Annotated in this window: 24 protein-coding genes; 22 read left to right on the top strand and 2 right to left on the bottom strand. The window is 71.6% G+C overall.

Annotated features, from left to right (window positions below; all coding sequences use genetic code 11):
- The first annotated feature begins 42 nt into the window (after positions 1–42).
- The 4 genes from ABD831_RS19845 (at position 43) to ABD831_RS19830 (ending at position 3,584) form a co-directional block, all read left to right on the top strand.
- Positions 43–486, top strand: coding sequence for a hypothetical protein (locus ABD831_RS19845; protein ID WP_344950919.1), 444 nt, complete (start codon positions 43–45; stop codon positions 484–486).
- Positions 487–637: 151 nt separating this feature from the next.
- Positions 638–1,381 (top strand): bifunctional 1-(5-phosphoribosyl)-5-((5-phosphoribosylamino)methylideneamino)imidazole-4-carboxamide isomerase/phosphoribosylanthranilate isomerase PriA, encoded by a 744-nt coding sequence (gene priA / locus ABD831_RS19840; protein ID WP_344950916.1) that lies wholly within the window; start codon positions 638–640, stop codon positions 1,379–1,381.
- On the top strand, positions 1,378–2,169 hold the full coding sequence (locus ABD831_RS19835) for an SseB family protein (RefSeq protein ID WP_344950913.1): 792 nt from the start codon (positions 1,378–1,380) through the stop codon (positions 2,167–2,169). The genes priA and ABD831_RS19835 overlap by 4 nt, the downstream gene beginning before the upstream one ends.
- A 26-nt stretch (positions 2,170–2,195) precedes the next feature.
- Complete coding sequence (locus tag ABD831_RS19830) at positions 2,196–3,584, top strand: DUF445 domain-containing protein (protein ID WP_344950910.1); 1,389 nt, start codon at positions 2,196–2,198, stop codon at positions 3,582–3,584.
- A gap of 36 nt (positions 3,585–3,620) precedes the next feature.
- Here the strand turns inward: ABD831_RS19830 and ABD831_RS19825 are convergent, their stop codons facing one another.
- Positions 3,621–4,097, bottom strand: coding sequence for a MarR family winged helix-turn-helix transcriptional regulator (locus tag ABD831_RS19825; protein WP_344950907.1), 477 nt, complete (start codon positions 4,095–4,097; stop codon positions 3,621–3,623).
- Between the two features lie 59 nt (positions 4,098–4,156).
- Between ABD831_RS19825 and ABD831_RS19820 the strand changes: the two genes are divergently transcribed.
- Both ABD831_RS19820 and ABD831_RS19815 read left to right on the top strand, forming a co-directional pair.
- The gene (locus ABD831_RS19820; protein WP_142180188.1) at positions 4,157–4,585 is read left to right on the top strand and encodes an Ohr family peroxiredoxin; all 429 of its coding nucleotides are present in this window, start codon (positions 4,157–4,159) and stop codon (positions 4,583–4,585) included.
- Positions 4,586–4,658: 73 nt separating this feature from the next.
- Positions 4,659–5,660 carry an NADP-dependent oxidoreductase gene (locus ABD831_RS19815; RefSeq protein WP_344950903.1) on the top strand — a complete coding sequence of 334 codons (1,002 nt, stop codon included), beginning with the start codon at positions 4,659–4,661 and terminating at the stop codon, positions 5,658–5,660.
- Positions 5,661–5,741: 81 nt separating this feature from the next.
- On the opposite strand, the gene ABD831_RS19810 is transcribed toward ABD831_RS19815, so the two are convergent.
- A complete protein-coding gene (locus ABD831_RS19810) occupies positions 5,742–7,808 on the bottom strand; it encodes an elongation factor G-like protein EF-G2 (protein ID WP_344950900.1) in 2,067 nt (688 codons plus the stop codon).
- Between the two features lie 149 nt (positions 7,809–7,957).
- Between ABD831_RS19810 and ABD831_RS19805 the strand changes: the two genes are divergently transcribed.
- The 16 genes from ABD831_RS19805 (at position 7,958) to tyrS (ending at position 25,716) form a co-directional block, all read left to right on the top strand.
- A complete protein-coding gene (locus ABD831_RS19805) occupies positions 7,958–9,289 on the top strand; it encodes an MFS transporter (RefSeq protein ID WP_344950898.1) in 1,332 nt (443 codons plus the stop codon).
- A 324-nt stretch (positions 9,290–9,613) separates the two neighbouring features.
- A complete protein-coding gene (infC, locus tag ABD831_RS19800) occupies positions 9,614–10,276 on the top strand; it encodes a translation initiation factor IF-3 (RefSeq protein ID WP_425582860.1) in 663 nt (220 codons plus the stop codon).
- A 93-nt stretch (positions 10,277–10,369) separates the two neighbouring features.
- The gene (gene rpmI / locus ABD831_RS19795) at positions 10,370–10,564 is read left to right on the top strand and encodes a 50S ribosomal protein L35 (RefSeq protein ID WP_020144695.1); all 195 of its coding nucleotides are present in this window, start codon (positions 10,370–10,372) and stop codon (positions 10,562–10,564) included.
- 96 nt (positions 10,565–10,660) lie between these two features.
- The gene (gene rplT / locus ABD831_RS19790) at positions 10,661–11,053 is read left to right on the top strand and encodes a 50S ribosomal protein L20 (RefSeq protein WP_030199936.1); all 393 of its coding nucleotides are present in this window, start codon (positions 10,661–10,663) and stop codon (positions 11,051–11,053) included.
- A 46-nt stretch (positions 11,054–11,099) separates the two neighbouring features.
- Positions 11,100–11,903, top strand: a complete 804-nt coding sequence (locus ABD831_RS19785; RefSeq protein WP_344950889.1) for a TrmH family RNA methyltransferase — start codon at positions 11,100–11,102, stop codon at positions 11,901–11,903.
- 84 nt (positions 11,904–11,987) lie between these two features.
- Complete coding sequence (locus ABD831_RS19780) at positions 11,988–13,112, top strand: sensor histidine kinase (protein ID WP_344950885.1); 1,125 nt, start codon at positions 11,988–11,990, stop codon at positions 13,110–13,112.
- Between the two features lie 113 nt (positions 13,113–13,225).
- Complete coding sequence (gene pheS, locus ABD831_RS19775; RefSeq protein WP_344950882.1) at positions 13,226–14,335, top strand: phenylalanine--tRNA ligase subunit alpha; 1,110 nt, start codon at positions 13,226–13,228, stop codon at positions 14,333–14,335.
- 1 nt (position 14,336) lies between these two features.
- Complete coding sequence (gene pheT, locus ABD831_RS19770; RefSeq protein ID WP_344950879.1) at positions 14,337–16,895, top strand: phenylalanine--tRNA ligase subunit beta; 2,559 nt, start codon at positions 14,337–14,339, stop codon at positions 16,893–16,895.
- A 45-nt stretch (positions 16,896–16,940) separates the two neighbouring features.
- The gene (gene argC, locus ABD831_RS19765) at positions 16,941–17,984 is read left to right on the top strand and encodes an N-acetyl-gamma-glutamyl-phosphate reductase (RefSeq protein WP_344950876.1); all 1,044 of its coding nucleotides are present in this window, start codon (positions 16,941–16,943) and stop codon (positions 17,982–17,984) included.
- The gene (gene argJ, locus ABD831_RS19760; RefSeq protein WP_344950873.1) at positions 17,981–19,144 is read left to right on the top strand and encodes a bifunctional glutamate N-acetyltransferase/amino-acid acetyltransferase ArgJ; all 1,164 of its coding nucleotides are present in this window, start codon (positions 17,981–17,983) and stop codon (positions 19,142–19,144) included. The genes argC and argJ overlap by 4 nt, the downstream gene beginning before the upstream one ends.
- The gene (gene argB, locus ABD831_RS19755) at positions 19,141–20,178 is read left to right on the top strand and encodes an acetylglutamate kinase (protein ID WP_344950870.1); all 1,038 of its coding nucleotides are present in this window, start codon (positions 19,141–19,143) and stop codon (positions 20,176–20,178) included. The genes argJ and argB overlap by 4 nt, the downstream gene beginning before the upstream one ends.
- On the top strand, positions 20,175–21,365 hold the full coding sequence (locus ABD831_RS19750) for an acetylornithine transaminase (protein WP_344950867.1): 1,191 nt from the start codon (positions 20,175–20,177) through the stop codon (positions 21,363–21,365). The genes argB and ABD831_RS19750 overlap by 4 nt, the downstream gene beginning before the upstream one ends.
- Entirely contained in the window at positions 21,362–21,847 is a 486-nt protein-coding gene (gene argR, locus ABD831_RS19745; protein ID WP_344950865.1) for an arginine repressor, read from the top strand. The genes ABD831_RS19750 and argR overlap by 4 nt, the downstream gene beginning before the upstream one ends.
- A 131-nt stretch (positions 21,848–21,978) precedes the next feature.
- Positions 21,979–23,442: an argininosuccinate lyase gene (gene argH / locus ABD831_RS19740; protein WP_344950862.1), complete on the top strand. Its 1,464-nt coding sequence runs from the start codon at positions 21,979–21,981 to the stop codon at positions 23,440–23,442.
- 22 nt (positions 23,443–23,464) lie between these two features.
- The gene (locus ABD831_RS19735; RefSeq protein WP_185744900.1) at positions 23,465–24,103 is read left to right on the top strand and encodes a DNA-3-methyladenine glycosylase; all 639 of its coding nucleotides are present in this window, start codon (positions 23,465–23,467) and stop codon (positions 24,101–24,103) included.
- A gap of 353 nt (positions 24,104–24,456) precedes the next feature.
- Positions 24,457–25,716, top strand: coding sequence for a tyrosine--tRNA ligase (gene tyrS, locus ABD831_RS19730; RefSeq protein ID WP_344950858.1), 1,260 nt, complete (start codon positions 24,457–24,459; stop codon positions 25,714–25,716).
- Positions 25,717–26,134 lie beyond the last annotated feature (418 nt).

The following is a 26,134-nucleotide window of genomic DNA, read 5'->3' as shown; positions in this document are numbered from 1 at the left end:
TCGCCGGGCTGATCGGGTCCCGGCCTCGACGAGGAGGGGACCGTGGCGACGAGGAAGACTGCCGGCAGCCGGGCCGTGAAGCGCACGACGAGGACGACCCGGACGGCCCGGGGCGCGACGCGTCGCACCGCGACGTCGACGAGCCGACGCTCATCCTCCGGGACGCTCTACCCACGACGCCGTCGTAGCCGCCCGGGCCTGCCGACCACGATGGGCACGGCACTCGGCACGCTCGTCGTGGCGACGTTGCTCGACCTCTCCTGGCCGGTGCGGATCGCGCTCATCATCGGTGTCCTCGTGGTCGGGCTGTTCTACGTCCTGTGGCGTCACCGTGCCGAGATCGCCGCAGGTGCAGGCGCATCCGCGGGCACGGGCGACGCAGCCGCGGGCACGCCCGAGGTCGCCCCCGCGGCACACCTGGACTCACCGGCAGGCTCACCACCCGAGCCGCCGACACCGGCCGCGCCCGCGCCACCCACCAGTTGACACCGGGCCGACCAGAGGCCCTCGGGGCGCGTGCTTCGAGTGCTCACGTCCCGACCGGTCGGGCGGCCACGTCGTGGGCCGGCCGGGCAGCCCGCCCGTGGCTCACGGCATACTTCTGAGGGCCCGCCACGATCAAGGAGCACGCACCGTCATGACCGACCAGCCCCGCCTCGAGCTGCTGCCCGCCGTCGACATCGCAGGCGGTCGCGCCGTCCAGCTGGTGCAGGGCGTCGCCGGCAGCGGCGGCGAGTTCGGTGACCCGTGGGAGGCCGCGTTGCGCTGGCAGGAGCAGGGCGCCGAGTGGATCCACCTCGTCGACCTCGACGCCGCCTTCGGCCGGGGCAGCAACCGGGAGCTCATCGGCTCGATCGTCGGTCGGCTCGACCTGCAGGTCGAGCTGTCGGGCGGCATCCGCGACACCGAGTCGCTCGAGGCGGCCCTCGCCACCGGATGCCGGAGGGTCAACATCGGCACCGCCGCGCTCGAGGACCCCGACTGGACCGCCTCGATCATCGCCGCCCACGCCGACCGCGTCGCCATCGGCCTCGACGTCCGCGGCACGACGCTCGCCGCCCGGGGCTGGACCCGCGAGGGCGGGGACCTGTGGGAGACGCTCGCGCGTCTCGACGCCGAGGGCTGTGCGCGCTACGTCGTCACCGACGTCAACAAGGACGGCATGCTCCAGGGCCCCAACGTCGAGCTGCTCCGCGACGTCTGCGCCCGCACCGACCGACCCGTCGTCGCGAGCGGCGGCGTCTCGACGCTCGAGGACATCGCCACGATCCGTGAGCTCGTCGGCGACGGCGTCGAGGGCGCCATCGTCGGGTCGGCCCTGTACCGAGGTGCGTTCACGCTTCCCGAGGCGCTCGACGTCGCCGGGCGGCTGTCTTCATGACCTCTCCCACGCCCGCTCCCGGTCACCACGACGCTCACGGTCGTCCGGCGGACTCCGCCGGTCAGGCGTGGGAGGGCAAGTCGATCCCGTCCCACGGCTTCTCCGGCGATGCAGGCGGGGCCGACGCCGGCCTGCTCGCCGCCCTCACCGCGGTGCACGACGCTCCGGGTGACGACGCGGAGGTCGCGCTGATGCGGCACGCGTCGCAGGCCCGATGGCTCGTCCCCGTGGTCGCGGTCGCCGCAGAGCTCGACGACTCCGGGCCCCACACCGTCGACACCCGCAGCGACATGGCTGCCGTGACGCTGACCTCGCCCGACGGCTCGCGTGCCCTGCCGATGTTCACCTCCCTCGAGACCCTCGCGGCCTGGGACGCGAACGCCCGCCCCGTGCCGGTGCGCGCGGCTGCCGCGGCGCAGGCCGCGATCAGCGAGGAGTGCCAGGTGCTCGTCGTCGACGTCGCCTCGCCCCATGGCACGGTGCTCCGGCCGAGCATGCTGTGGGCCCTCGCCCAGGAGCGGGCCTGGGAGCCGAGCCACCGCGACGCCCACGTGGCGGCTGCCATCCGGTCTGCCGTCGAGTCCGAGCCGCAGGTGACGGCGCACCGCGTCGAGGCCGGCGAGCCCGCTGGGGCTGGCGTCCTGAGGGTCGTGCTGGCCCTCGAGCCGGGTCTCGACGCCGATGATGTCGGTGCCGTCGCCACCCGGATCGGGGAGCGGATCGCGACCGACGGCGAGACCCGTGCGAGGATCGATGCTCTGACCTTCGCGCTCGAAGCAGCGCGCTGAGCACACCACCAGCGGAGGTGCCGGACGTGGACACCACACCCCAGGCGACCCGGGCGCCCGGCATCGGGCCGGGTCCCGCGGCGGGTCACGGCCCCGACGCGCCGGACGGACATGCCAGGGCCTCCGGTCCGAGCGGGTCCGGCGCGTCGAGCGGTCCGCTGGGCTTCATCGTCGACCCGGCCCTCGACGCGCAGCGCCGACGCGACCTGCGGCAGATGCGCCTCGTGGCAACCGGGCTGCTCGTGTTCGCCGCGATCGTCTACGTCCTGACGCGCGGGCACGATGACGGCATCCTCGGCTTCGTCAACGCCGGCGCCGAGGCCTCGATGGTCGGCGCCTGCGCCGACTGGTTCGCGGTGACCGCCATCTTCCGGCACCCGCTGGGGCTCCCGATCCCGCACACGGCTCTCATCCCGCGCAAGAAGGAGATGATCGGGCGCAGCCTGGAGGAGTTCGTCAGCGAGAACTTCATGCGCGAGGACATCATCCGCGAGCGGGTGCTCGATGCCGAGCCGACGCGACGGGCGGCCGAGTGGGCGCTCGTGCCGGGCCACGCCAAGCGACTCGTGGACGAGGTGGCCACGGTGACGGTGCACGCGTTGCACCGCATCCCGGACGAGGACGTCCGCGCGATCATCGAGCAGGCCGTGCTCCCGCGTCTCGCGCAGGAGCCGATCAGCTCCCTCGCGGGCGGACTGCTCGACCAGGTCGTCCGGGACGAGGCCCACGTCGGCCTCGTCGACCTGGCACTCGACGAGATCCGCGGCTGGCTCGTCGACAACGAGGACCTCTTCGAGTCGCTCATCACGCAGCGGGCGCCGGCCTGGGTCCCCGACGCGATCAACGACCTCGTGGCGCGCAAGATCCACGTCGAGGCGCTCAAGTGGCTGGCCGACATCCGCAACGACCCGCGGCACGACGTGCGCCTCGCACTCGACAAGCTGCTCATCGACCTCGCCGACGACCTCCAGCACGACCCCGTGACCCAGGCCAAGGCCGAGCGGCTCAAGGAGCGCGTGCTCGCGCACCCGCAGGTGGCCGACACCGCGATGTCGCTGTGGGGGTCGTTCCGGGCGGTCGTCATCGCCGCCCTCGAGGACGAGGCCGGGCCGGTGCGCAGCCGGGCCGTCCGCGAGGTGACGGCGCTCGCCGAGCGGCTGCTGGGGGACGAAGCCCTCCGAGCGCGCATCGACACCCGGATCTGCGATGCGACGATCTACGCCATCGACCGCTACGGCACCGAGCTGACCCGCATCATCAGCGACACCGTGGACCGGTGGGACGGCAAGGAGACAGCCGAGCGCGTCGAGCTTCAGGTTGGTCGCGACCTGCAGTTCATCCGCATCAACGGCACCCTCGTGGGTGGGCTCATCGGCATGTTGATCCACGCCGTGTCCGTCGTGCTGCCGTCCTGACCCAGGCCTGACCGCGGACGGCTCGTTGCCGAAGGCTCAGGCGCCGGTGTCGAGGCGCTCGGTGACCTCCTGCAGCGTGCGGTGCAGGTCGTGCAGCTGCTGCCTCGAGAGGCCGCTCCGGACGGCGATCTGGTGTGGCACGTCGCCGAGCGCACCGAGCCGCTCGCGCCCGCCTGCCGTGACCGACACGAGCACCCGCCGCTCGTCCTCGGGGTCCCGGGTCCGTCCGACGAGACCGGCGGACTCCATGCGCTTGAGCAGCGGCGAGAGGGTCCCGGAGTCGAGGTGCATCAGCTCGCCGAGCTGCCCGACCGTGAGCGGCCCGTGCTCCCCGACGGTCATGAGGGCGATGTACTGCGGGTAGGAGAGCCCGTGCTCGGCGAGGAGCTCGCGGTAGACCGCGTCGAACGCTCGCACGGTCGTGTGCATGGCGTAGCAGATCTGCTGCTCGAGGCTGAGGGCGCTCGGCGTCGTCGATGCCGAGGCTGCGGCGGACGGATTGGACGGGCTCATGACCCAAGCGTACTATCAAATTGCGCACAATCTAATTGTCAGCAACACAAGGAGCCAGGATGACCACCACCACACAGACCGCCCAGTACGTCGCCTCGGCCACCGCCTCCGGGCGTGAGGGTCGCGCCGTCACCTCGGACGGTCGTCTCGACGTCACGCTCGCCGCCCCGCGGGAGCTCGGTGGCAGTGGTGAGGGCACCAACCCGGAGCAGCTCTTCGCCGCCGGGTATGCCGCGTGCTTCGCGAGCGCTCTCGGGCTCGTCGCCCGCAAGCGCCGGGTCGAGGACTTCGACGTCGCGGTGACCGCCGACGTCAGCCTCTCCGGGTCCTCGAGCACCGGCTTCGGCCTCGGTGTCGTGCTCCACGTCGAGCTGCCCGAGGGCATCGACGCGCAGCTCGGTCGTGAGCTCGTCGACACCGCCCACCAGGTGTGCCCCTACTCCAACGCCACGCGCGGCAACATCCCCGTCGAGATCGTCGTCGACTGAGCCTGCCCGCACTCACCCCTCCCGAAGCATCCAGAACCAGACGTCCAGCACCCCTGTCCCAGAAGGAGACCCGATGACCAACCCCCGTGAGGTCCAGCTCAAGAGCCGTCCCGTCGGCTGGCCCACCCACGACGACTTCGCCCTCGTCGAGAGCGCGCCCACCGACCTCGCCGACGGACAGGTCCGCGTCCGCAACGAGGTCATGTCGGTCGACCCCTACATGCGTGGACGCATGAGCGACGCCAAGTCCTACGCCGAGCCGTATGCGCTCGGCGAGGCCATGCACGGCGGCGCGGTCGGCGTCGTGACCGAGTCCCGTGCCGACGGCATCGCCGTCGGTGACCACGTGCTGCACGGTCTCGGCTGGCGCGAGGAGGCCGTCGTCGACGGCTCCGCCGTTCGCGTCGTGGACACGTCGGTCGCCCCGGCGTCCGCCTACCTCGGCGTGCTCGGCATGACCGGCCTCACGGCATACGCCGGCCTGACCCGCGTCGCGGGGCTCAAGGAGGGCGACGTCGTCTTCGTGTCCGGCGCCGCCGGTGCCGTGGGCAGCGTCGTCGGACAGGTCGCCAAGGCACTCGGCGCGAGCCGGGTCATCGGCAGCGCCGGCTCGCAGGAGAAGGTCGACCACCTCCTGAACGACCTCGGCTTCGACGCCGCCTTCAACTACAAGGACGGGCGCGTCTCGGACCTGCTGCGCGAGGCCGCTCCCGACGGCATCGACGTCTACTTCGACAACGTCGGCGGTGACCACCTCGAGGCCGCCGTCGGCTCGCTGCGCCTCGGTGGGCGCATCGCGATCTGCGGCGCGATCTCGGTCTACAACAACACCGAGGCGGCGCCCGGCCCGCGCAACCTCGCGCGGCTCATCCAGACGCGCGGGACGATCACCGGCTTCTTGGTGGGCGACCACTGGGACCTCGCCGGCGAGTACGCGCAGCGTGCGGCCGGCTGGATCGCGGACGGCACCCTGACCTCGCGCGAGACGTTCAGCGACGGGATCGACCACGCGGTCGACGCCTTCCTCGGCGTCCTGCGCGGCGAGAACGTCGGCAAGATGCTCGTCCGTCTCTGACCAGCGCGAGGGGCGGCCCATCCGCCAGTCTCGATCGAAGGAGCGATCCGTCCCGTCGGACGGATCGCTCCTTCGATCGTCTCAGGTCCCCAGGAGCTCCTTGGCCTTGTCGGCGGGCAGCAGGTCGTGGCGCAGCGGCTCGCGCACGAACGACCCGGTGCCGTGCGACACCGACCGCAGGTCGATGGGGTAGCGCGACAGCTCGGCCGACGGCACCTCGGCGTGCACGACCGTCCACCCGCCCTCCGGCCCCATGCCGTCCGCGGGCTCCGTCCCGAGCACCTGGCCGCGCCGACCTCGCAGGTCCGACATCACGGCGCCGAGGTACTCGTCGGCGATGGTGATGTCGACCCGGTCGATCGGCTCGAGCAGCGCCATCGTCGAGGCGTTCGCCGCCTCCTTGAGGGCCAGGGCCGCCGCCGTCTGGAAGGCGACGTCAGAGGAGTCGACCGAGTGCGCCTTGCCGTCGGTGAGCGTGACCCGGACGTCGACGACCGGGTGCCCGGTGAGCAGCCCCTTCTCGAGCTGGAGCCGGGCGCCCTTCTCGACCGACGGGATGAACTGGCGCGGCACGGCCCCGCCGACGACCTTGTCGACGAACTCGAAGCCGGAGCCGCGGGGGAGCGGCTCGATCTCGATCGAGCACACGGCATACTGCCCGTGCCCGCCCGACTGCTTGACGTGGCGTCCCTGCACCGAGCACCGGCGCACGAACGTCTCGCGAAGCGAGGTGCGGTAGGGCTCGGCCGTCACGGTGACGCCGTAGCGGTCGGCCAGCTGCCCGATGAGGTCGTCGACGTGGGCCTGTCCCATCGTCCAGAGGACGACCTGGTCGGTCTCGGTCGAGTGCTCCATCCGCATCGTCACGTCCTCGGCGACGAGACGCTGCAGCGCACCACCGAGCTTGTCGTCGTCGGACTTGGTCGCCGCCCGGATCGCCACGGGCAGCTGCGGCTCGGGCAGCAGCCACGGCGCGACCACCGCGGGCCGGTCCGGCGAGGACAGGGTGTCGGACGTCTCGGCCCGGGTCAGCTTGGACACGAGGGCGATGTCGCCGGCGACGGCGGTGCCTCGTGGCCGGTGCGTCTCGAGGAACGGGGACGCGAGCGGGCCGACCCGCTCGTCGTCGTCGTGGGCCGGGTGGCCGGCGACCTCGTGCCCGACGAAGTCGCCGAGATGCCCCGAGACGTGAACGGGCTCGTCGACGCGCAGGGTCCCGGAGAAGACGCGCACGAGTGACAGGCGACCCACGTAGGGGTCGGTCGTGGTGCGCACGACCTCGGCCACGAGGGGCTGCGACGGGTCGCACGCGACTCCGCCGACCGCGCCGCCCGCCGGCGAGGTGATGGTGGGCAGCGGGTGCAGGGTCGGGTCGGGGAAGGCCCGTTCGACGATCCCGAGCAGCTCCTCGACGCCGGCCCCCGTGAGGGGCGACACGGGGACGATGGGGAAGAACGTGCCCTGGGCGATCGCGGTGCGCAGGTCGGCGAGCAGCGACTCGGTGTCGATGGGCTCGCCCTCGAGGTACCGGTCGAGCAGGGTCGCGTCCTCGGACTCCTCGATGACGGACTCGATGAGCGCCGCCCGGGCGTCCTCGTGCTCCTCGGAGGTCTCCCCGGTCAGCAGCCCGACGACGCCGGTGACCGACCCGCTCTCGATGGTGGGCCAGTGCGTGGCCCGGGCGTCGCCGAACGTGCGACGACACGTCTCGACAGTGGTGGCGAAGTCGGCGCGCGGCTGGTCCAGGTGCGTCACGACGACGGCGCGGGGCATGCCGACGGCGGCGCACTCGCGCCAGAGCAGCGACACGGGACGGTCGATGTCGTCGGCGCCGGAGACGACGAAGATCGCGGCGTCGGCGGCCCGCAGCCCGGCGCGCAGGTCCCCGACGAAGTCGGGGTAGCCGGGGGTGTCGAGCAGGTTGAGGGTGATGGGGCCGGACGGGAAGGAGGCGGCGGTGAGGCTGGTCGTGCGGACGTGCTCGCCGGTGCCGGTGCGCTGACCGGCCACGCGCGCCGCGACGAGCGCCTCGAAGAGTGCGGTCTTTCCGGCCCCGCCGGGTCCGACCAGCACGACGTTGCGGATGTCCTGCGGCGAGGCGGGGTTGGGGGCCGCAGGAAGATCTGATCTGCCGGGCATCTTTGCCATGACCCCACCCTTCTCCTGTCCCACGGTCGTCACAAGTCCTCTGGCGTATGCCGCGTGCCACGCCGGGTGCGCCGCGTCGGCCAGGTCGTCGGACGGGCTCGCGAGAACCCGCGTGCGTGGCGTCGCTGGTCAGTGGCAGGCTTCGTTCCATGGATCTGGGGGCCTACCGGCCGGTGCTGGCCAACCGGGACACGCGCAACGCCCTGCTGCTGGGCTTCCTCATCCGCGTCCCGATGTGGGCCGGCGCGGTGATCCTCACGCTGCACGTGGTGTCCTCGCTCGGCCGCAGCTACGGCGAGGCCGGACTCGTCACGGCCGCCTCGACCGTCGCCGTCGCCGTCTCGGGACCGTGGCGAGGGCGGCTGCTCGACCGCATCGGCCTGCGCCGCACGGTCGGGCCCTCGCTCGTCGTACAGGTGGTCTGCTGGTCGATCGCCCCGTGGGTGGGCTACGCCCCACTCATCGGTTTCGCGGCGCTCGCGGGCCTCTTCGTGGTGCCGACGTTCTCGATCCTGCGCCAGGTCATCATCCGGTCGGTGCCGAGCGACCAGCGCCGCACGGCGCTCTCGCTGGACTCCTCGGCGACCGAGCTGTCCTTCATGGCTGGTCCGGCCATCGGGGTGTGGCTGGCGACCTCCTGGGACACCGGCTGGGCGCTGCTCGTCTGTGAGTTGACATCTGTCGCAGCCGGATTCGTCCTGTGGCTCGTCAACCCTCGGCTCACCTCGGACTCGGACTCAGCCCAGAGCGGGTCGGGCGGGGACTCGACGGGGGAGCGGGTCGCGCTCGACGAGGTGGGCGAGGCCTCACGCGCCGAGGCCATCGCCGCCGGCGCCGCGGTCCCCGACGACGGCCCGCGAGGACGGGCGATCCGCGGTTTCATCACGGTCCCCGTCGCAGCGGTCTACCTCGCGGCGGCGTGCTCGACGCTCGTCCTCAGTGGCACCGACGTCTCGATCGTGGCGGCGCTGCGCTCCTTCGAGGCCACGGGTTCGATCGGCTGGGTCCTCGCCCTCTGGGGTGCGGGCTCGCTCGTGGGCGGTCTGCTCTACGGCGCGTGGCACCGCTCCTTCTCGGTCTTCTGGCTGCTCTTCGGCCTGGCGGCGACGACGGCCCCCGTCGCCCTCGCGGTCGGCGTGCCGAGCTTCGCCGTGCTCATCACCGTGTCCGGGTTCCTCTGCGCCCCGACCATCACCGCCACCGTCGAGCAGCTGAGCCGGCACGTCCCCGAACGGTTCCGCGGCGAGATGATGGGGTGGCACGGGTCGGCGATGACCGCGGGCTCCGCGATCGGGGCCCCGGTCGCCGGGTTCGCGATCGACCACGGCGGCTGGCAGTGGGGCTTCGTCGTCGTGTCGGCGCTCGGCGTCGTCATCGCCGCCGCCGGCCTGGTCGGCTCGCACGTCGGTCGTCGCCCGGCAGGGAGCACGGCTCGCACCGATTCGGAGCACGGCGTCGCGGCTGCTAGCATGGACCACTGACCAGCCGTCACCATGCTCCCGCTCCGGCGGACGCCGGTGACGACGTGCAAAGAGAAGCTCGCTTCCACCCGCGTCGACCTCACGGTTGCCGGGTCAAGGTCTGCTCGACCAGCTGCCGCTCGCGGCAGGCGTGTCGAGCCGTGTGACGCGACGGCGACCGTCCGGCATACGCGACCCTGGGCTCCTCGTGCACACACGGGGAGCCCTTTCTTCGTTGTGGTCGCAGCAGGACAGGCAGCACCCCGTCTGGTCACATCATTTCTCGAAACTTAGGAGCACCACATCAGCGAGCCTCGCATCAACGAGCGCATCCGGGTCCCGGAAGTGCGTCTGGTTGGCCCCAACGGCGAGCAGGTCGGCATCGTCCGCGTCGAGGACGCGCTGCGTCTGGCCGAGGAGGCGAACCTCGACCTCGTCGAGGTGGCCCCCATGGCCAAGCCGCCGGTCGCCAAGCTCATGGACTTCGGCAAGTTCAAGTACGAAGCCGCCATGAAGGCACGGGAAGCGCGCAAGAACCAGGTCAACACCGTCATCAAGGAGATCAAGCTCCGTCCGAAGATCGACCCGCACGACTACGGCACCAAGAAGGGCCACGTCGAGCGGTTCCTCAAGGCGGGCGACAAGGTCAAGGTGACGATCATGTTCCGCGGTCGCGAGCAGAGCCGACCCGAGCTCGGTCGTCGACTGCTCGAGCGCCTCGCCCAGGACATCGCCGAGCTCGGCTTCGTCGAGTCGGCCCCGAAGCAGGACGGCCGCAACATGATCATGGTGATCGGACCGACGAAGAAGAAGGCCGAGGCCAAGGCCGAGCAGCGTCGCTCCCGCGAGCAGCACGACCAGCGTCCTGCCGACACGGCTGACACGGCTGACACAGCCGACACGGCTGACATGGCTGACGTGGCCGAGACGGCGGCTCCGGCCCCGTCCGGCGAGCAGCCGGAGGCGCAGGCCCCGCAGACCGACCAGGCCACCGCCGCCGCCGAGTGATCCGGCGGTGGTGACCAGCCGAGGGTGTGAACCCTCGGCCCGACACACCACGTGCGTCCACTGACGCACGCAACACGAAGGAGATCGGCCCCCATGCCGAAGATGAAGACGCACAGCGGTGCGAAGAAGCGTTTCCGCCTCACGGGCACCGGCAAGGTCATGCGCGAGCAGGCCGGCGGTCGCCACCTGCTCGAGCACAAGTCGAGCAAGAAGATGCGTTCCATCGCGAACGACGTCGAGCTCGCCAAGCCGGACGCCAAGAAGGCCAAGAAGCTCCTCGGCAAGTGAGCCGGGACCCCCACCCATCAGCACTTCGCTGAGCCACCGGGTCCCCGGTAAGCCAGCAGCAGCAAGCACTGCGTCAAGCAGAGAAGGAGTATTCACGTGGCACGCGTGAAGCGGGCGGTCAACGCCCAGAAGAAGCGTCGCGTCGTTCTCGAGCGCGCCAGCGGTTACCGCGGTCAGCGTTCGCGTCTGTACCGCAAGGCCAAGGAGCAGGTCACCCACTCGCTGGGCTACGCCTACCGTGACCGTCGCGCGAAGAAGGGTGACTTCCGTCGCCTCTGGATCCAGCGCATCAACGCTGCGGCCCGCGCCAACGGCATGACCTACAACCGGTTCATGCAGGGCCTCAAGGCCGCTGGTGTCGAGGTCGACCGCAAGATCCTTGCGGACCTCGCCGTCAACGACGCGCCGGCGTTCGCCACGCTCGTGGAGCTCTCCCGCGCCAACGTCCCTGCCCAGGCAGAGGCGAAGGTCGCCGGCGACGCCGCCTGAGCGTCGTTCGAACGCACATCACACCCTTCGAGCGCCGGGACGCCCCGTGCTGACCAACCCCCGATCAGATCGGGTCAAGGCAGTGCGGGCGCTGTCCCGGCGCTCGGTGCGTTCTCGCACCGGTGACTTCCTGGCCGAGGGTCCCCAGGCCGTCCGCGAGGCCGTCGCGTTCCGCCCCGACCTCGTGCGCGACGTCTACGTCACTCCCGAGGCGGCCGAGCGCCATGCCGCCATCGTCGAGGCCGCCCGCGACGCCGACGTCTGGGTCAACGAGGTGACGCCCGAGGTGCTGGCCGCCATGTGTGACACCGAGTCGCCGCAGGGCATCGCCGCCGTGTGCCGGGTGCTGGACCTCCCGCTGCACGATCTCCTCGCCGACCTGCCGCCCGACGCGCTCGTGTGCGTCCTGACGAACGTCCGTGACCCCGGCAACGCCGGCACGGTCATCCGGGGTGCGGATGCGGCCGGCGCCGACGCCGTGATCGTCAGTGATGCCAGCGTCGACGTCTACAACAGCAAGGTCGTCCGCTCGACGGTCGGCTCGCTGTGGCACGTGCCGCTCTCGGTCGGCGGCGCGGTGCCGGACATCCTGCAGGCCCTGCGGGAGCGTGGGATCCGGCTGCTGGCGGCCGACGGCGCGGGCACCACACTGCTGCACGATGCCGACCTCACCGGTGCGCATGCGTGGGTGATGGGCAACGAGGCCTGGGGCTTGCCACTGGAGGTGCGCGCGGCGTGCGACGACGTCGTGCGGGTCCCCATCCACGGTCATGCCGAGTCCCTCAACCTCGCCATGGCGGCGACGATCTGTCTCTACGCCTCGGCGGAGGCCCGTCGCACCAGCCGCTGACGCGATGGTGGAACACGGCCTGCTGACGACCCGATGACGCCCTGACCACGCCACCTCGGGGTGCACGTGACTATCCTCGGGGCCATGACCTCCGTCGGCGGAACCGGTGCGCTGCCCGGATCGACGACACCGACCGACCTGGTGGCCCAGATGGCCGAGCTGCTCCCCGACGGGCTCGTCGTCGTCGGGGCAGACCGGCGCATCCACTTCGCCAACGCCGAGGCTCTGCGCATCCTCGACTGCGACGCGTCCGACCTCGTGGGTCGCGGCCTTCCGGAAGGCCTGCCGTTGACCGACAAGTACGGCCGCGACTGGTGGGAGCACACCGACCCGTGGGACGGCCGGGCGAGCCGGCCCGGCCACCGCGAGAAGCTCCTCGTGGCGCCCAAGGGCCAGGACGTCCTCGTCACCGCCCGCTACATCCGCTCCGATGGGGGCCTCACCGTCGAGCGCGTGATTCTCGGCCTGCGGGATGCCGAGGACCGACAGCGCGCCGAGCGCGACCAGGCGTCGGTGCTCTCGACGGTGGCGCACGAGCTGCGCGCACCGCTGACGTCGGTCACCGGGTTCACGAGCAGCCTGCTGCGGCGCTGGGACCGCTTCACCGACGAGCAGAAGCGCCTGATGATCGAGACGATCGAGTCCGATGCCACCCGCCTGACGCGGCTCATCACCGAGCTGCTCGACATCTCCAGGCTCGACTCCGACAGCCTGAACCTCCGCCTGGGACCCGTCGACCTGCACGCTCTGCTCACGACGCACGTCGTCCGCTACGAGCTGGGCCGGTCCACGGGCACGGTCGAGCTGCGCCTGGGCAAGAGCGCCCGGGAGCGGGGCCTGCCGGCGATGTGGGCCGACACCGACCGCCTAGAGCAGATCTTCTTCAACCTCATCGAGAACGGCCTGCTGCACGGCGCCGGGAAGGTCACGGTGACCCTCGATCGAGCCGGGGCCCTGGGTGACGCACCCGAGTCGGTGGTGGTCGAGGTCGACGACGAGGGGGACGGCATACCCCCGTCCGACCGCGAGAAGATCTTCGGACGCTTCTGGCACGGGCCCTCCAACGCGAGCACGGGACTGGGCCTCTACGTCGTCCGGGGACTCGTCGAGGCGCACGGGGGCTCGGTGGTCGTCACCGACAGCGACGGCGGCGGGGCGCGCTTCGTCGTGGCACTGCCGGCCGGGTTGCCGTCCGTCGTGGAGAGCTGACCCGCACCTTCGCGGACGCTCGGCAGACCGGTTCGGGCTCGCCCCTAGACTGGGCAACCGCACGACCGACACCTGACAGCCAGAACCCGAGCGAGAGCAGCGAACGCACGCCGATGTCCGGACCCAACACGAACTACGACCCGGTCGAGGTCTCCGCGCTCGACCCGGCGAACGTCGACGCAGCGGTGCAGGACGCGCTCTCGGCCATCGCCGCGGCGACGTCGCTCGACGAGCTCAAGGCCGCGCGTATCGCGCACCAGGGGGAGAAGAGCCCACTCGCCCTCGCCAACCGTGAGATCGGTGCCCTGCCGCCGAGCGCCAAGGCCGAGGCCGGCAAGCGTGTCGGCCAGGCGCGCGGGCGGGTCGGCCAGGCGCTGACGGCTCGCCAGGGCGAGCTCGAGGCCGAACGCGACGAGCGCATCCTCGTCGACGAGCGCGTCGACGTCACCGTGCCCGCGCTGCGGCACGAGCTCGGCGCCCGTCACCCCATCGAGCTCGTGGCCCAGCGCCTCGTCGACGCCTTCGTCGGCATGGGCTGGGAGGTCGCCGAGGGTCCGGAGCTCGAGAGCGAGTGGCTGAACTTCGACGCCCTCAACCTCGGGCCCGACCACCCCGCCCGGCAGATGCAGGACACCTTCTTCCTCGACCCGGTCGACTCGGGCCTCGTCCTGCGCACGCAGACGTCGCCGGTGCAGATCCGGACGATGCTCGAGAAGGAGCCGCCGATCTACGTCGTGGCCCCGGGCAAGGTGTTCCGCACCGACGACCTCGACGCCACGCACACGCCCGTCTTCCACCAGATCGAGTGCCTCGCCATCGACAAGGGCCTGACGATGGCGCACCTGCGCGGCGCCCTCGACGCGTTCGTCCGCATCATGTTCGGCGCCGAGACGCGTACCCGCGTCCGCGCCAACTACTTCCCCTTCACCGAGCCGAGCATGGAGACGGACTTCCTCTGCTTCGCCTGCCACGGCGAGGAGACCTGGGGCAGCGCCGAGCCGTGCCGCACGTGCGGCGGTTCGGGCTGGATCGAGCTCGGTGGCTCCGGCATGGTCAACCGCAAGGTGCTGCGAACGTGCGGCATCGACCCCGACGTCTACTCCGGTTTCGCGTTCGGGCTCGGCATCGAGCGGGCGCTGCAGCTGCGCCACGGGGTCCAGGGGATGCACGAGATCGTCGAGGGCGACGTCCGCTTCTCGCAGCAGTTCGGGATGGGGGTCTGACATGCGTATGCCGCTCAGCTGGCTCGCCGAGTACACCGACCTCGCGCCCGGGGCCCGGGGTGCCGACGTGGCCGCCAGCCTCGTCCGCGTTGGTCTCGAGGAGGAGGACCTGCACGGTGGCGACATCACGGGGCCGCTCGTCGTGGGCCGCGTCCTCGATTTCACCCTCGAGCCGCAGAAGAACGGCAAGACGATCCGCTGGTGCACCGTCGACGTCGGCCAGAACGGCCAGATGCTCACCGAGGGCAAGCACCAGGAGATCGTCTGCGGCGCCCACAACTTCGAGGTCGGTGACCTCGTCGTGTGTGTCCTGCCGGGCGCCGTGCTGCCCGGAGGCTTCGCGATCGCGGCGCGCAAGACGTACGGCCACGTCTCCAACGGCATGATCTGCGCCGAGGACGAGATCGGCCTCGGCCACGACCACGAGGGCATCATCGTGCTGCGCCGCCTGCTCGGCGACGAGGTGGTGGCGACGGTCCGCCCCGGCGACGACGCGATCGCCCTGCTCGGTCTCGGCGAGGAGACCGTCGAGACCAACGTGACTCCCGACCGTGGCTACTGCTTCTCGGTTCGGGGCCTGGCCCGCGAGTACTGGCACGCCCAGGGCAGCCCCGAGGGCGGCTTCCGCGACCCGGCCGACATCGTGACGCCGGAGCCCAACACCGCCGGCTACGCCGTCGAGCTCAAGGACGACTCGCCGATCGAGGGCAACGACGGGTGCGACCGCTACGTCGCGCGCATCGTGCGGGGCATCGACCCGACGCGGCCGTCGCCGGCGTGGATGAGCAAGCGCCTCACGCAGATGGGCATGCGTCCCATCTCGCTCGCCGTCGACGTGACGAACTACGTCATGCTCGCGCTCGGCCAGCCCCTGCACGCCTTCGACGTCGACCGGCTGTCCGGCTCGATCGTCGTACGACGGGCCCGAGGCGGCGAGAAGCTGAAGACGCTCGACGACGTCGTGCGCACCCTGCACACCGACGACCTGCTCATCACCGACGGCGGTGAGCAGCCGCTCGCCATCGCCGGCGTGATGGGTGGCGCGTCCTCGGAGGTGTCCGACACGACGACCGACGTCCTCATCGAAGCGGCCCACTTCGACCCGACCACGGTCGCGCGCTCCTCGCGTCGGCACCGTCTCATCACGGAGGCCTCCAAGCGCTTCGAGCGCGGGGTGGACCCGAAGGTCACGGCGGCCGCTGCCCAGCTCGCCGTCGACCTGCTCGTCGAGCACGGCGGCGGCACCGTCGACGACGGCGTGACCGACGTCGACCGCACGACGGAGCGCACGGCATACCTGCTCGACGTGACTGAGCCCGCGCGCATCGTGGGCGTCGACTACCCGCGTCAGCGAGTCGTCGGCATCCTGCGTGACCTCGGCTGCACGGTCGACGAGAGCGGCGAGGGCACCGACGAGACGCACGTGCTCGTGACGCCGCCGTCGTGGCGACCCGACCTCGTGGACGCGCCCGACTATGCGGAGGAGGTCGCCCGGATCGATGGCTACAACAACATCCCGTCGATCACCCCGACGCCGAGCGGGGGTCGCGGACTGACCCACGAGCAGAGGGCCCGCCGGGTCGTCGCCGCCGCGCTGGCGGGGGCGGGACTGACCGAGGTCCTTAGCTACCCGTTCGTGTCCGAGGAGCTCGCCGACCAGCTGATGCTGCCGGCCGACGACGACCGCCGCCACGCCGTCCGGCTGGCCAACCCCCTGTCGGAGGAGCGGCCGCTGCTGCGCACGTCGATCCTCGCGAGCCTCGTCGACACGCTGCGTCGCAACGTCGCCCGTGGCCGCAAGGACGTCGCGATCTACGAGCTGGGCCTCGTCTTCCGTCCGGGTGGCCCGGTCGGCACGGCACCGATCCCGGGTGTGGCTACGCGTCCCGACGCCGACACGCTCGAGCAGCTGTATGCCGCCGTGCCCGACCAGCCGCGTCGTGCGGGCATCCTCGCGACCGGCCAGGCGGAGCAGGCCGGGTGGTGGGGTCCGGGTCGTGCGGCTGACTGGAGCGACATGGTCGCCGCCGTGCAGACGGCAGCTGCCGCTCTCGCAGTCCCGGTCGTCGTCGCCAATGACCCCGACCACGCCCCGTGGCACCCGGGACGGTGTGCACGGATCACGCTCGAGGACGGCACGCTCGTCGGCCACGCCGGCGAGCTGCACCCGAAGGTGGTCGCGGCCCTCGAGCTGCCGGGGCGGACCGTCGCTGCCGAGTTCGACGTCGACGTGCTCGTCGCTGCGAGCGCCGACCCCGTTCAGGCCCGTGCCTTCTCGACGTTCCCGCCGGCGATGACCGACATCGCCCTGTTGGTCGCGTCCGACGTGGCTGCTGCCGACGTCGAGGCCGCGTTGCGGTCGGGCGCGGGGGGTTCGCTCGAGTCGGTGGTCCTCTTCGACGTCTACGAGGGCGAGCGCATCGAGGCAGGGCACCGGTCCCTCGCCTACCGGCTCACCTTCCGAGCCCCGGACCGCACCCTGACGACCGACGAGGTCAACGGCTACCGCGACGCAGCCGTGGCGGCGGCGGCCTCGGCGACAGGAGCGGTGCAGCGCTGAGACCCTGAATGCACGAATATGCATGAACGTGTATAGTCATGCATTGTGATCAGGGCAGCAGTAGCGGGGGCGAGCGGCTACGCCGGAGGAGAGATCCTCCGGCTGCTGCTCGCCCACCCGCAGTTCGAGGTCGGGGCCGTCACGGCGGCCAGCAGTGCGGGTGAACGTCTCGGGGGCGTCCACCCGCACCTGGTCCCGCTCGCGGACCGCGTGCTCGAGGCGACCACCGTCGACACGCTGTCGGGTCACGACGTCGTCTTCCTCGCGTTGCCGCACGGGTACTCGGGCGCGCTGGCGGCCCAGCTGCCGGACTCGGTCGTGGTCATCGACTGCGGCGCCGACTTCCGCCTCGAGTCCCAGGCGGCCTGGACCTCCTTCTACGACACGACGTATGCCGGGTCGTGGCCCTACGGCCTCCCCGAGCTCCCGGGGCCGGCCGGCTCGGTGCAGCGCGAGCGCCTCTCCGGCGCGACTCGCATCGCGGTCCCCGGCTGCTATCCCACGGGGATCTCCCTCGCGCTGGCGCCGGGCTTCGCCGCCGGCCTGCTCGAGGCCCAGGACGTCGTCGTCGTCGCGGCCTCAGGGACGTCCGGCGCGGGCAAGTCGCTGAAGCCCCACCTGCTGGGCAGCGAGGTGATGGGCTCGATGTCGCCCTACGGGGTCGGCGGCGGGCACCGTCACACGCCCGAGATCGAGCAGAACCTCTCACGCGCGGCGGGCGAGGCCGTCACGGTCTCGTTCACGCCGACCCTCGCCCCCATGCCGCGCGGCATCCTCGCGACCTGCACGGCGCGCCTGCGCGCCGACACCGACCCCGCGGGCGTGCGCGCGGTCTGGGAGACGGCCTACGCCGACGAGCCCTTCGTCCACGTCCTGCCCGAGGGCTCCTGGCCCGCGACGGCCTCGGTCGTCGGGAGCAACCACGTGCAGCTGCAGCTGGCCGTGGACGAGCGGCTCGGACGCGTCGTCGTGGTGTCGGCCATCGACAACCTCACCAAGGGCACCGCCGGCGCGGCCGTGCAGTGTGCCAACCTCGCCCTGGGCCTCGAGGAGACCCTCGGCCTTCCGATGGCAGGAGTAGCCCCGTGACCGGCCACCACCCCGTCCAGCTGCCCACCGGCTTCCGGGCGTCCGGCGTCACCGCCGGGCTCAAGGCGAGCGGCACCCCCGACCTCGCGCTCGTCGTCAACGACGGACCCGACCACCACGCCGCGGCGGTCTTCACGACCAACCGCGTCGAGGCGGCCCCGGTGACGTGGTCGCGCCAGGTCCTCGCCGACGGACGGGTCGACGCGGTGGTGCTCAACTCCGGGGGCGCCAACGCCTGCACGGGGGCGCAGGGCTTCCTCGACACGCACCGGACGGCGGAGCACGTCGCCGACGTCCTCGGCGTCTCGGCCGGCGATGTCGTCGTCTGCTCGACCGGCCTCATCGGCGAGCTCCTGCCGATGGACAAGATCACGTCGGGTGTCGACGCGGCAGCCGCGGCCCTCTCACCGGAGGGCCACGAGGCCGCTGCGGTGGCGATCAAGACGACCGACACGGTGCACAAGGTGGCGCTCCACGCAGGGCCCGGCTGGTCGGTCGCCGGCATGGCCAAGGGTGCAGGCATGCTCGCGCCGGCCCTCGCGACGATGCTCGTCGTCCTGACGACCGACGCCGTGGTGCAGCCGGGTGACCTGGACGCCGCGCTCCGGGCGGCCACGTCCGTCTCGTTCGACCGCATCGACTCCGATGCCTGCATGTCGACCAACGACACCGTCGTCGTGCTCGCCTCCGGGGCTTCCGGCGTGGCCGTCCGCGGGGAGGGGCTCGCGACGGCACTGACCGCCGTCTGCTCCGACCTGGCTCGCCAGCTCATCGCCGACGCCGAGGGCGCCGCCCACGACATCGCGATCGAGGTGGTCGGCGCCGCGAGCGTCGACGACGCGCTGGAGGTGGCCAGGGCCGTCGCCCGCAACAACCTCTTCAAGTGCGCGATCTTCGGCAACGACCCGAACTGGGGACGCGTTCTCGCGGCTGTCGGCACGACCCGGGCCGCCTTCGAGCCGACGACGCTCGACGTGACGATGAACGGCGTCCGGGTGTGCCGCTCGGGCGGGGTCGGCGAGGACCGCGCGCTCGTCGACCTCACCGGCCGGGAGGTGCACGTCGTCGTCGACCTGCACGCCGGGACCGAGGCGGCGACCATCTGGACCAACGACCTGACCCACGACTACGTGCACGAGAACTCGGCCTACAGCACATGAGCACCGAGGCAACGCCGGGCCCGGTCGGCCCGACCACGTCGAGGCCCGCTGACGCACGGCCCGAGACGCCGACGCACGTGCGCGGACTCATCGACGCCGCAGCCATCCGCGTCGCGGCGGGCAAGGCCGCGACTCTCGTCGAGGCGCTGCCGTGGCTCGAGCGTTTCCGGGGCGCCCTGGTCGTCGTGAAGTACGGCGGCAACGCGATGGTCGACGACGAGCTCAAGGCAGCGTTCGCCGAGGACGTCGCGTTCCTGCGGTATGCGGGCCTGCGTCCCGTCGTCGTCCACGGAGGTGGTCCGCAGATCAAGGCGATGCTCGAGCGGGTCGGGCTCGAGAGTGAGTTCAAGGGCGGCCTGCGCGTCACGACGCCCGAGGTCATGGACGTCGTGCGGATGGTGCTGACCGGGCAGGTCGGGCGCGAGCTCGTCGGCCTGCTCAACCAGCACGGGCCCATCGCCGTGGGACTGTCGGGCGAGGACGCAGCGCTGCTCGGTGCCCGCCGTCGCGGCACCGTCGTCGACGGCGAGGAGGTCGACCTCGGGCTCGTCGGTGACGTCGAGAGCGTCAACCCGTCGGCGATCCTCGACATCCTCGACGCCGGTCGCGTGCCGGTCGTCTCGACGGTCGCCCCCGACCTCGACGTCGAGGGTCAGGTGCTCAACGTCAACGCCGACACCGCGGCTGCAGCGATCGCCGTCGCCCTCGGGGCCGAGAAGCTCGTCGTGCTCACCGACGTGGAGGGCATCTACGCCGACTGGCCCGACCGCGGGTCGCTCCTGTCGACGATCACGCTGAGCGCTGCCCGCGAGCTGCTGTCGCGCGTCGACCAGGGCATGGTGCCCAAGCTCGAGGCCTGCATCCGCGCCGTCGAGGGCGGCGTTCCCCAGACGCACGTGGTCGACGGCCGCAAGCCGCACTCGATCCTGCTCGAGATCTTCACCGACGAAGGGATCGGCACCATGGTGCTGCCGGACATCACCGGCTCCGAGCCCAGCCCGTCTCCATCCGAGAGCTCCCAGGAGAACCCATGACAGCGGCAGACGACCTGATCGGCCGCTACGCCGGCGCGATGGTCCAGGTCTTCGGCACGCCGCAGCTGGTCCTCGCCTCCGGCCACGGCTGCTGGGTCACCGACGTCGACGGCAGGCGCTACCTCGACCTGTTGTCCGGCATCGCCGTCAACGCTCTCGGCCACGGACACCCGGCGCTCGTCCAGGCCGTGACGAAGCAGGCCGAGTCGGCGATCCACGTCTCCAACTTCTTCACGTCCGAACCAGCCATCGCGCTGGCCGAGCGGCTCCTGTGCGTCGCAAGCGCCCCCGAAGGGTCCGGCGTCTTCTTCGCCAACTCCGGCACCGAGGCGACCGAGGCCGCGATCAAGCTCTCGCGCCGCACCGGTCGAAGCCGCATCGTCGCCCTCGAGGGCTCGTTCCACGGACGTTCGACGGGTGCCCTGGCGCTGACCCACAAGGCCGCCTACCGCGAGCCGTTCGAGCCGCTCATCCCCGGTGTGGTCTTCGTGCCGCCGAACGACGCCGAGGCCCTCCGGGCGGCGATCGACGACACCACTGCCGCGCTCTTCGTCGAGCCGGTCCAGGGGGAGGCGGGAGTGCGGGAGCTCTCGGCCGACTACCTGCGCCTGGCCCGTGAGCTGACGACCGCGCACGGCGCCCTGCTCGTCGTCGACGAGATCCAGACCGGCATCGGCCGCACGGGTGACTGGTTCGCCCACCAGGCGTCGGGCGTCGTCCCCGACGCGATGACCTTGGCCAAGGGTCTGGGGGGCGGGGTGCCGATCGGCGCCCTGCTGACCTTCGGGTCGGACGTCACCGGGCTGCTGACCGCGGGGCAGCACGGCACGACCTTCGGCGGCAACCCGCTCGCGTGCGCGGCCGGCCTCGCCGTCCTGGACACCATCGAGCGCGACCACCTGCTCCAGCACGTGCGCGACGTCGGCGCCCTGCTCGACCACGTCGAGATCGAGGGGGTGGCGGGCACCCGTGGAAGAGGACTGCTGCGCGCGATCGAGCTCGACGGCATACCTGCCCCCGCCGCCATGGCGGCCGCCCGTGACGCGGGCTTCATCGTCAACGCGGTGACGCCGACGGCGCTCCGCCTCGCTCCGCCGCTCGTCATCTCCGACGACGAGCTCCGGGGTTTCCTCGACGCCCTGCCGGCGATCCTCGAGGCTGCCCGTGCGCTGGGGGAGCCGACGTGAGCCGCACGCAGCGCCAGCGCCGCATCGTCGAGCTGCTCGGGTCCCACGCGGTGCACAGCCAGGGGGAGCTGTCCGACCTGCTCGTCGCCGAGGGCACCGAGGTGACGCAGGCGACCCTGTCGCGCGACCTCGTCGAGCTGGGCGCCGTCAAGGTCCGGCGCGGTCGCGCCCTCGTGTATGCCGTCCCTGGCGAGGGCGGTGAGGTGGCCGCCGTCGGTTCCATCGGTGATGCGGCCTCGGCCCGGCTGCGACGCACCTGCGAGGAGCTGCTCGTGTCCGCCGCTGCTGCCGTCAACCTCGTCGTGCTCCGCACACCCCCGGGCGCCGCCAACTACCTGGCCTCGGCCATCGACCAGGCGCGCGACCCCGAGGTGGTCGGCACCATCGCGGGCGACGACACGATCCTGCTCGTCACGGGAAGCGTCGAGCAGGCGACTGCCGTGGCCGAGCGGCTCCAGTCCCTCGCGGGCACGCGAGACTGAGCCCTTGCGGCGCCGACTTGGGGGCGCAGCCACGCACGACGCCGACCACGCCGAGCACGTAGAGCACGTCGACCCATGCCGACCACGTTGAGCACGTTGAACACGTTGACCACGCACGAGGAGAACCCGCGATGACCGACCCGACCAGCACGAGCTCCACAGCCGGCAGCGAGGGCACCCCGGCCGCCCGAGTGAGCCTCTGGGGTGGGCGTTTCGCCGGCGGCCCCGACCAGGCGCTCGCTGCGCTCTCGAAGAGCACCCACTTCGACTGGCGCCTCGCCCCGCACGACATCGCCGGCTCGCGAGCCCACGCGCGCGTGCTGCACGCCGCCGGGCTGCTGTCGGCCGAGCACCTGTCCGGGATGCTCGAGGGCCTCGACCGTCTCGAGGCCGACGTGGTGTCCGGCGCGTTCGCTCCCACCGAGGACGACGAGGACGTCCACACCGCCCTCGAGCGTGGCCTCATCGAGCGCGTCGGCACCGATCTCGGTGGCCGCCTGCGCGCCGGCCGGTCACGCAACGACCAGGTGGCGACGCTCTTCCGGATGTACCTGCGCCAGCACGCCCGCCTCGTCGGCGGGCTCGTCCTCGACGTCGTCGACGCACTGGTGTCGCAGGCCGACCGACACCTCGGGGTGGCGATGCCGGGGCGCACCCACCTGCAGCACGCCCAACCCGTACTGCTCTCCCACCACCTGCTCGCGCACGCGTGGGCGCTGCTGCGTGACGTCGACCGGTTGCGGGACTGGGACGTCCGGGCCGACGCGTCGCCCTACGGCTCCGGCGCGCTCGCGGGCTCGTCCCTCGGGCTCGACCCCGAGGCCGTCGCCCACGACCTCGGCTTCGCCCGGGCCGTCGAGAACTCGATCGACGGCACCGCGTCGCGCGACTTCGTCGCAGAGTTCTCGTTCGTGTCGGCCATGACGGCGATCGACATCTCGCGTATCGCCGAGGAGGTCGTGCTCTGGGCCACGAAGGAGTTCAGCTTCGTGACGCTGCACGACTCCTACTCGACCGGCTCGAGCATCATGCCGCAGAAGAAGAACCCCGACGTCGCGGAGCTCGCGCGTGGCAAGGCCGGCCGCCTCGTCGGCGACCTCGCCGGTCTGCTGACGACCCTCAAGGCGCTGCCACTGGCCTACAACCGGGACCTCCAGGAGGACAAGGAGCCGGTCTTCGACGCCGTCGACACGCTCGAGGTCCTCCTGCCGGCCTTCTCGGGCATGGTCGCCACGCTCACCTTCAACACCGAGCGCCTCAGGTCCCTGGCGCCGCAGGGGTTCGCGCTGGCCACCGATATCGCGGAATGGCTTGTGCGCCAAGGGGTTCCGTTCCGGGTCGCCCACGAGGTCGCCGGCGCGTGCGTCCGTGAGTGCGAGCCGCGCGGCATCGAGCTCTGGGACCTCACCGACGAGGACTTCGCGCGCATCAGCGAGCACCTGACACCTGATGTCCGGTCGGTCCTGTCCGTCGAGGGGTCGCTCGCGTCGAGGGACGCGCAGGGTGGCACGGCACCCGTGCGCGTCGCGGAGCAGCTCTCAGCCGCGCGCGAGCGTCTCGCCGAGGCGCGGGGCTGGACGGCGGCGACCGTCTGACCCTGCGGTTAGCGTGTCGTCGGTGAGCCCTGCCGACACCCGTCTGCCCCGCGAGTTCTTCGCCCGACCGTCCGTCGAGGTCGCACCCGAGCTGCTGGGCCGACACCTCTCCTTCGGCGGTGTCGTGCTGCGCCTCACCGAGCTCGAGGCGTATGCCGGCGAGATCGACCCGGGGTCGCACGCGTTCCGGGGCGAGACCCCGCGGACCCGGCCGATGTTCGGGCCTGCCGGCTTCACCTACGTCTACTTCACCTACGGTCACCACTGGTGCGTCAACCTCGTCGCCGGCCAGGTGGGTTCGGCGTCCGCGGTGCTCGTGCGGGCCGGTGAGGTCGTCGACGGTCACGACCTCGTCCGCGCCAGGCGTGGTCCGGTGCGCGAGCGGGACTGGGCTCGCGGCCCGGGCCGCCTGGGTCAGGCGCTCGCCATGACCAAGGAGCACTCGGGGCTCGACTTCTGTCGGCCGCCGGTGGGGGAGCCCATCGACCTCGTCGTGTCCGAGGGTGAGCCGGTCGAACCGGCCCGCGTGCGCGTGGGGCCGCGCGTCGGCGTCAGCGGCGCCGGGGGTGACGGGACCGCATATCCCTGGCGGTTCTGGGTCGACGGCGATCCGAGCGTGTCGGCCTACCGTCCTGGCGTCGTGCGGCGCCGCACCACGTGAGACGCCTCGACCCGCGAGGACGCTCGGCGTGAACGGCGCGCTGTCGGGCATCGACCTGTGCGACGACGACACTCCGCTCGCCATCGGTCACGGACAGGTCGCGGTCCGGCCGGTGCGCACCGGGCCCGCGTAGGGGTCAGCGGGCCGGGCGGCGACGGGACGGCCTTCCCCTGGCGGTTCTTCGTCGACGGCGACCCGACGGTGTCGGCCTACCGACCCGGTGTGGTGCGCGTCCGACGCCGACGCCCGGCATGCGGGACCGCGCGGTACTCGGTGGCCCGCGCGTGACGGCATACGGCAGGCTGTGTCCCGGTGGGCAGGGAGCCCGCCGGGACGAGAGGACACCGATACCCGTGACGGACATCTTCGACGAGCTGCAGTGGCGCGGCCTGGTGGCACAGTCCACCGACGAGGCGGCGCTGCGCGAAGCACTCGCTGAGGGACCCCTCACGCTGTATTGCGGGTTCGACCCGACGGCGCCGTCGCTGCACTTCGGCAACCTCGTGCAGCTCGTGGTCCTGCGGCACTTCCAGCGGGCCGGGCACCGGGTCATCTGCCTCGTCGGCGGGTCGACCGGTCTCATCGGCGACCCGAAACCGACGTCCGAGCGGGTGCTGAAGACCAAGGAGCAGACGGCCGCGAACGTCGCCCGCATCGAGGCGCTGGTGCAGCCGTTCCTCGACTTCGACGGCGACAACCCGGCGGTCCTTGTGGACAACCTCGACTGGACTGCGTCGCTGACGGCGCTCGACTTCCTGCGCGACGTCGGCAAGCACTTCCGCGTCAACCAGATGATCAAGAAGGACGCCATCGCGACCCGGCTCGAGAGCAACGAGGGGATCTCGTACACCGAGTTCAGCTACCAGCTGCTCCAGGGTCTCGACTACCTCCACCTCTACCGGGAGTTCGGCTGCACGCTGCAGACCGGGGGCAGCGACCAGTGGGGCAACCTCACGGCGGGGGTCGACCTGATCCACCGGGCCGAGGGGGAGGCCGTGCACCTGCTCACGACGCCCTTGCTCACCGATGCCGCCGGCAACAAGTTCGGCAAGTCCGAGGGCAACGCCGTGTGGCTGAGTGCCGACATGACGAGCGCCTACGCCTTCTACCAGTACTTCCTCAACATCGAGGATGCCTCGGTGGTGGCGCTGCTCAAGGTCTTCACCGACCGCTCGGTCGACGAGATCGCCGAGCTCGAGCGGCAGGTGGCCGAGGAGCCGTTCCGCAGGGCCGCTCAGAAGACCCTGGCGGCCGACATCACGACGCTCGTGCACGGGTCCGCCGCGACGGCAGCGGTGCAGGCGGCCTCGGAGGCGCTGTTCGGCAAGGGCGACCTCGACGGGCTCGACGCCCAGACCCTGGGCGACGCGACCGCCGAGCTGCCCGGCGCGGAGGTGTCCGTCGGGACGTCGGTCGTGGACGCGCTCGTGGCGGTGGGTCTCGTCGACTCGCGCAACAGCGCCAGGCGTGCGATCGGGGAGGGCGGCGCCTCTCTCAACAACGTGAAGCTGACCGACCCCGAGCGCGTGCTCGCCGAGGACGACTTCCTGCACGGCACGGTCGCCGTCATCAAGCGGGGCCGGCGCAACCTGGCTGCGGCGCGACGGGTCTGAGTCGGGACTGAGTCGGGCCTGGAAACGGCGCAAAGCGGGCCTTCGCATGAGGGCGAAGGGGCGGATCTGGTTGCAGGACAACGAGATCCGCCCCTTCTCGTCATGGCGGCCGATGCCCTGTGGCCGGATTTGTGTTTCGCCGGAGGGCCGCGTTAATGTTCTCTTCGTCAGCCCGACAGGGAGGAACGGACGCCACCGCGGTGCGAGTGATCGTGAGCGAAGTTGGCCGGTCCCGGGGTTGGCGAGCATGGTCTGAGGCTCGCTGGTTGATCCAGTACGGTCTTGGTTGTGGGAACTGCCGGTTCGGTGGGTCCTCGTGGCTGGTCTTGTGGGCTGGTTGCGGGTTTGACTCGGTCGGGTGTGGCGGGTAAGTTTGAAGGGTTGCCCCGGAGGCCTCCTCGGTGAGGTGGTTGATGGT

Origin of the sequence: Terrabacter ginsenosidimutans, from assembly GCF_039539425.1 — a bacterium.
Classification (GTDB): domain Bacteria; phylum Actinomycetota; class Actinomycetes; order Actinomycetales; family Dermatophilaceae; genus Terrabacter; species Terrabacter ginsenosidimutans.
The sequence above is the reverse complement of the archived record's forward strand: the minus strand, read 5'-3'. Positions and strand labels throughout refer to the sequence as shown.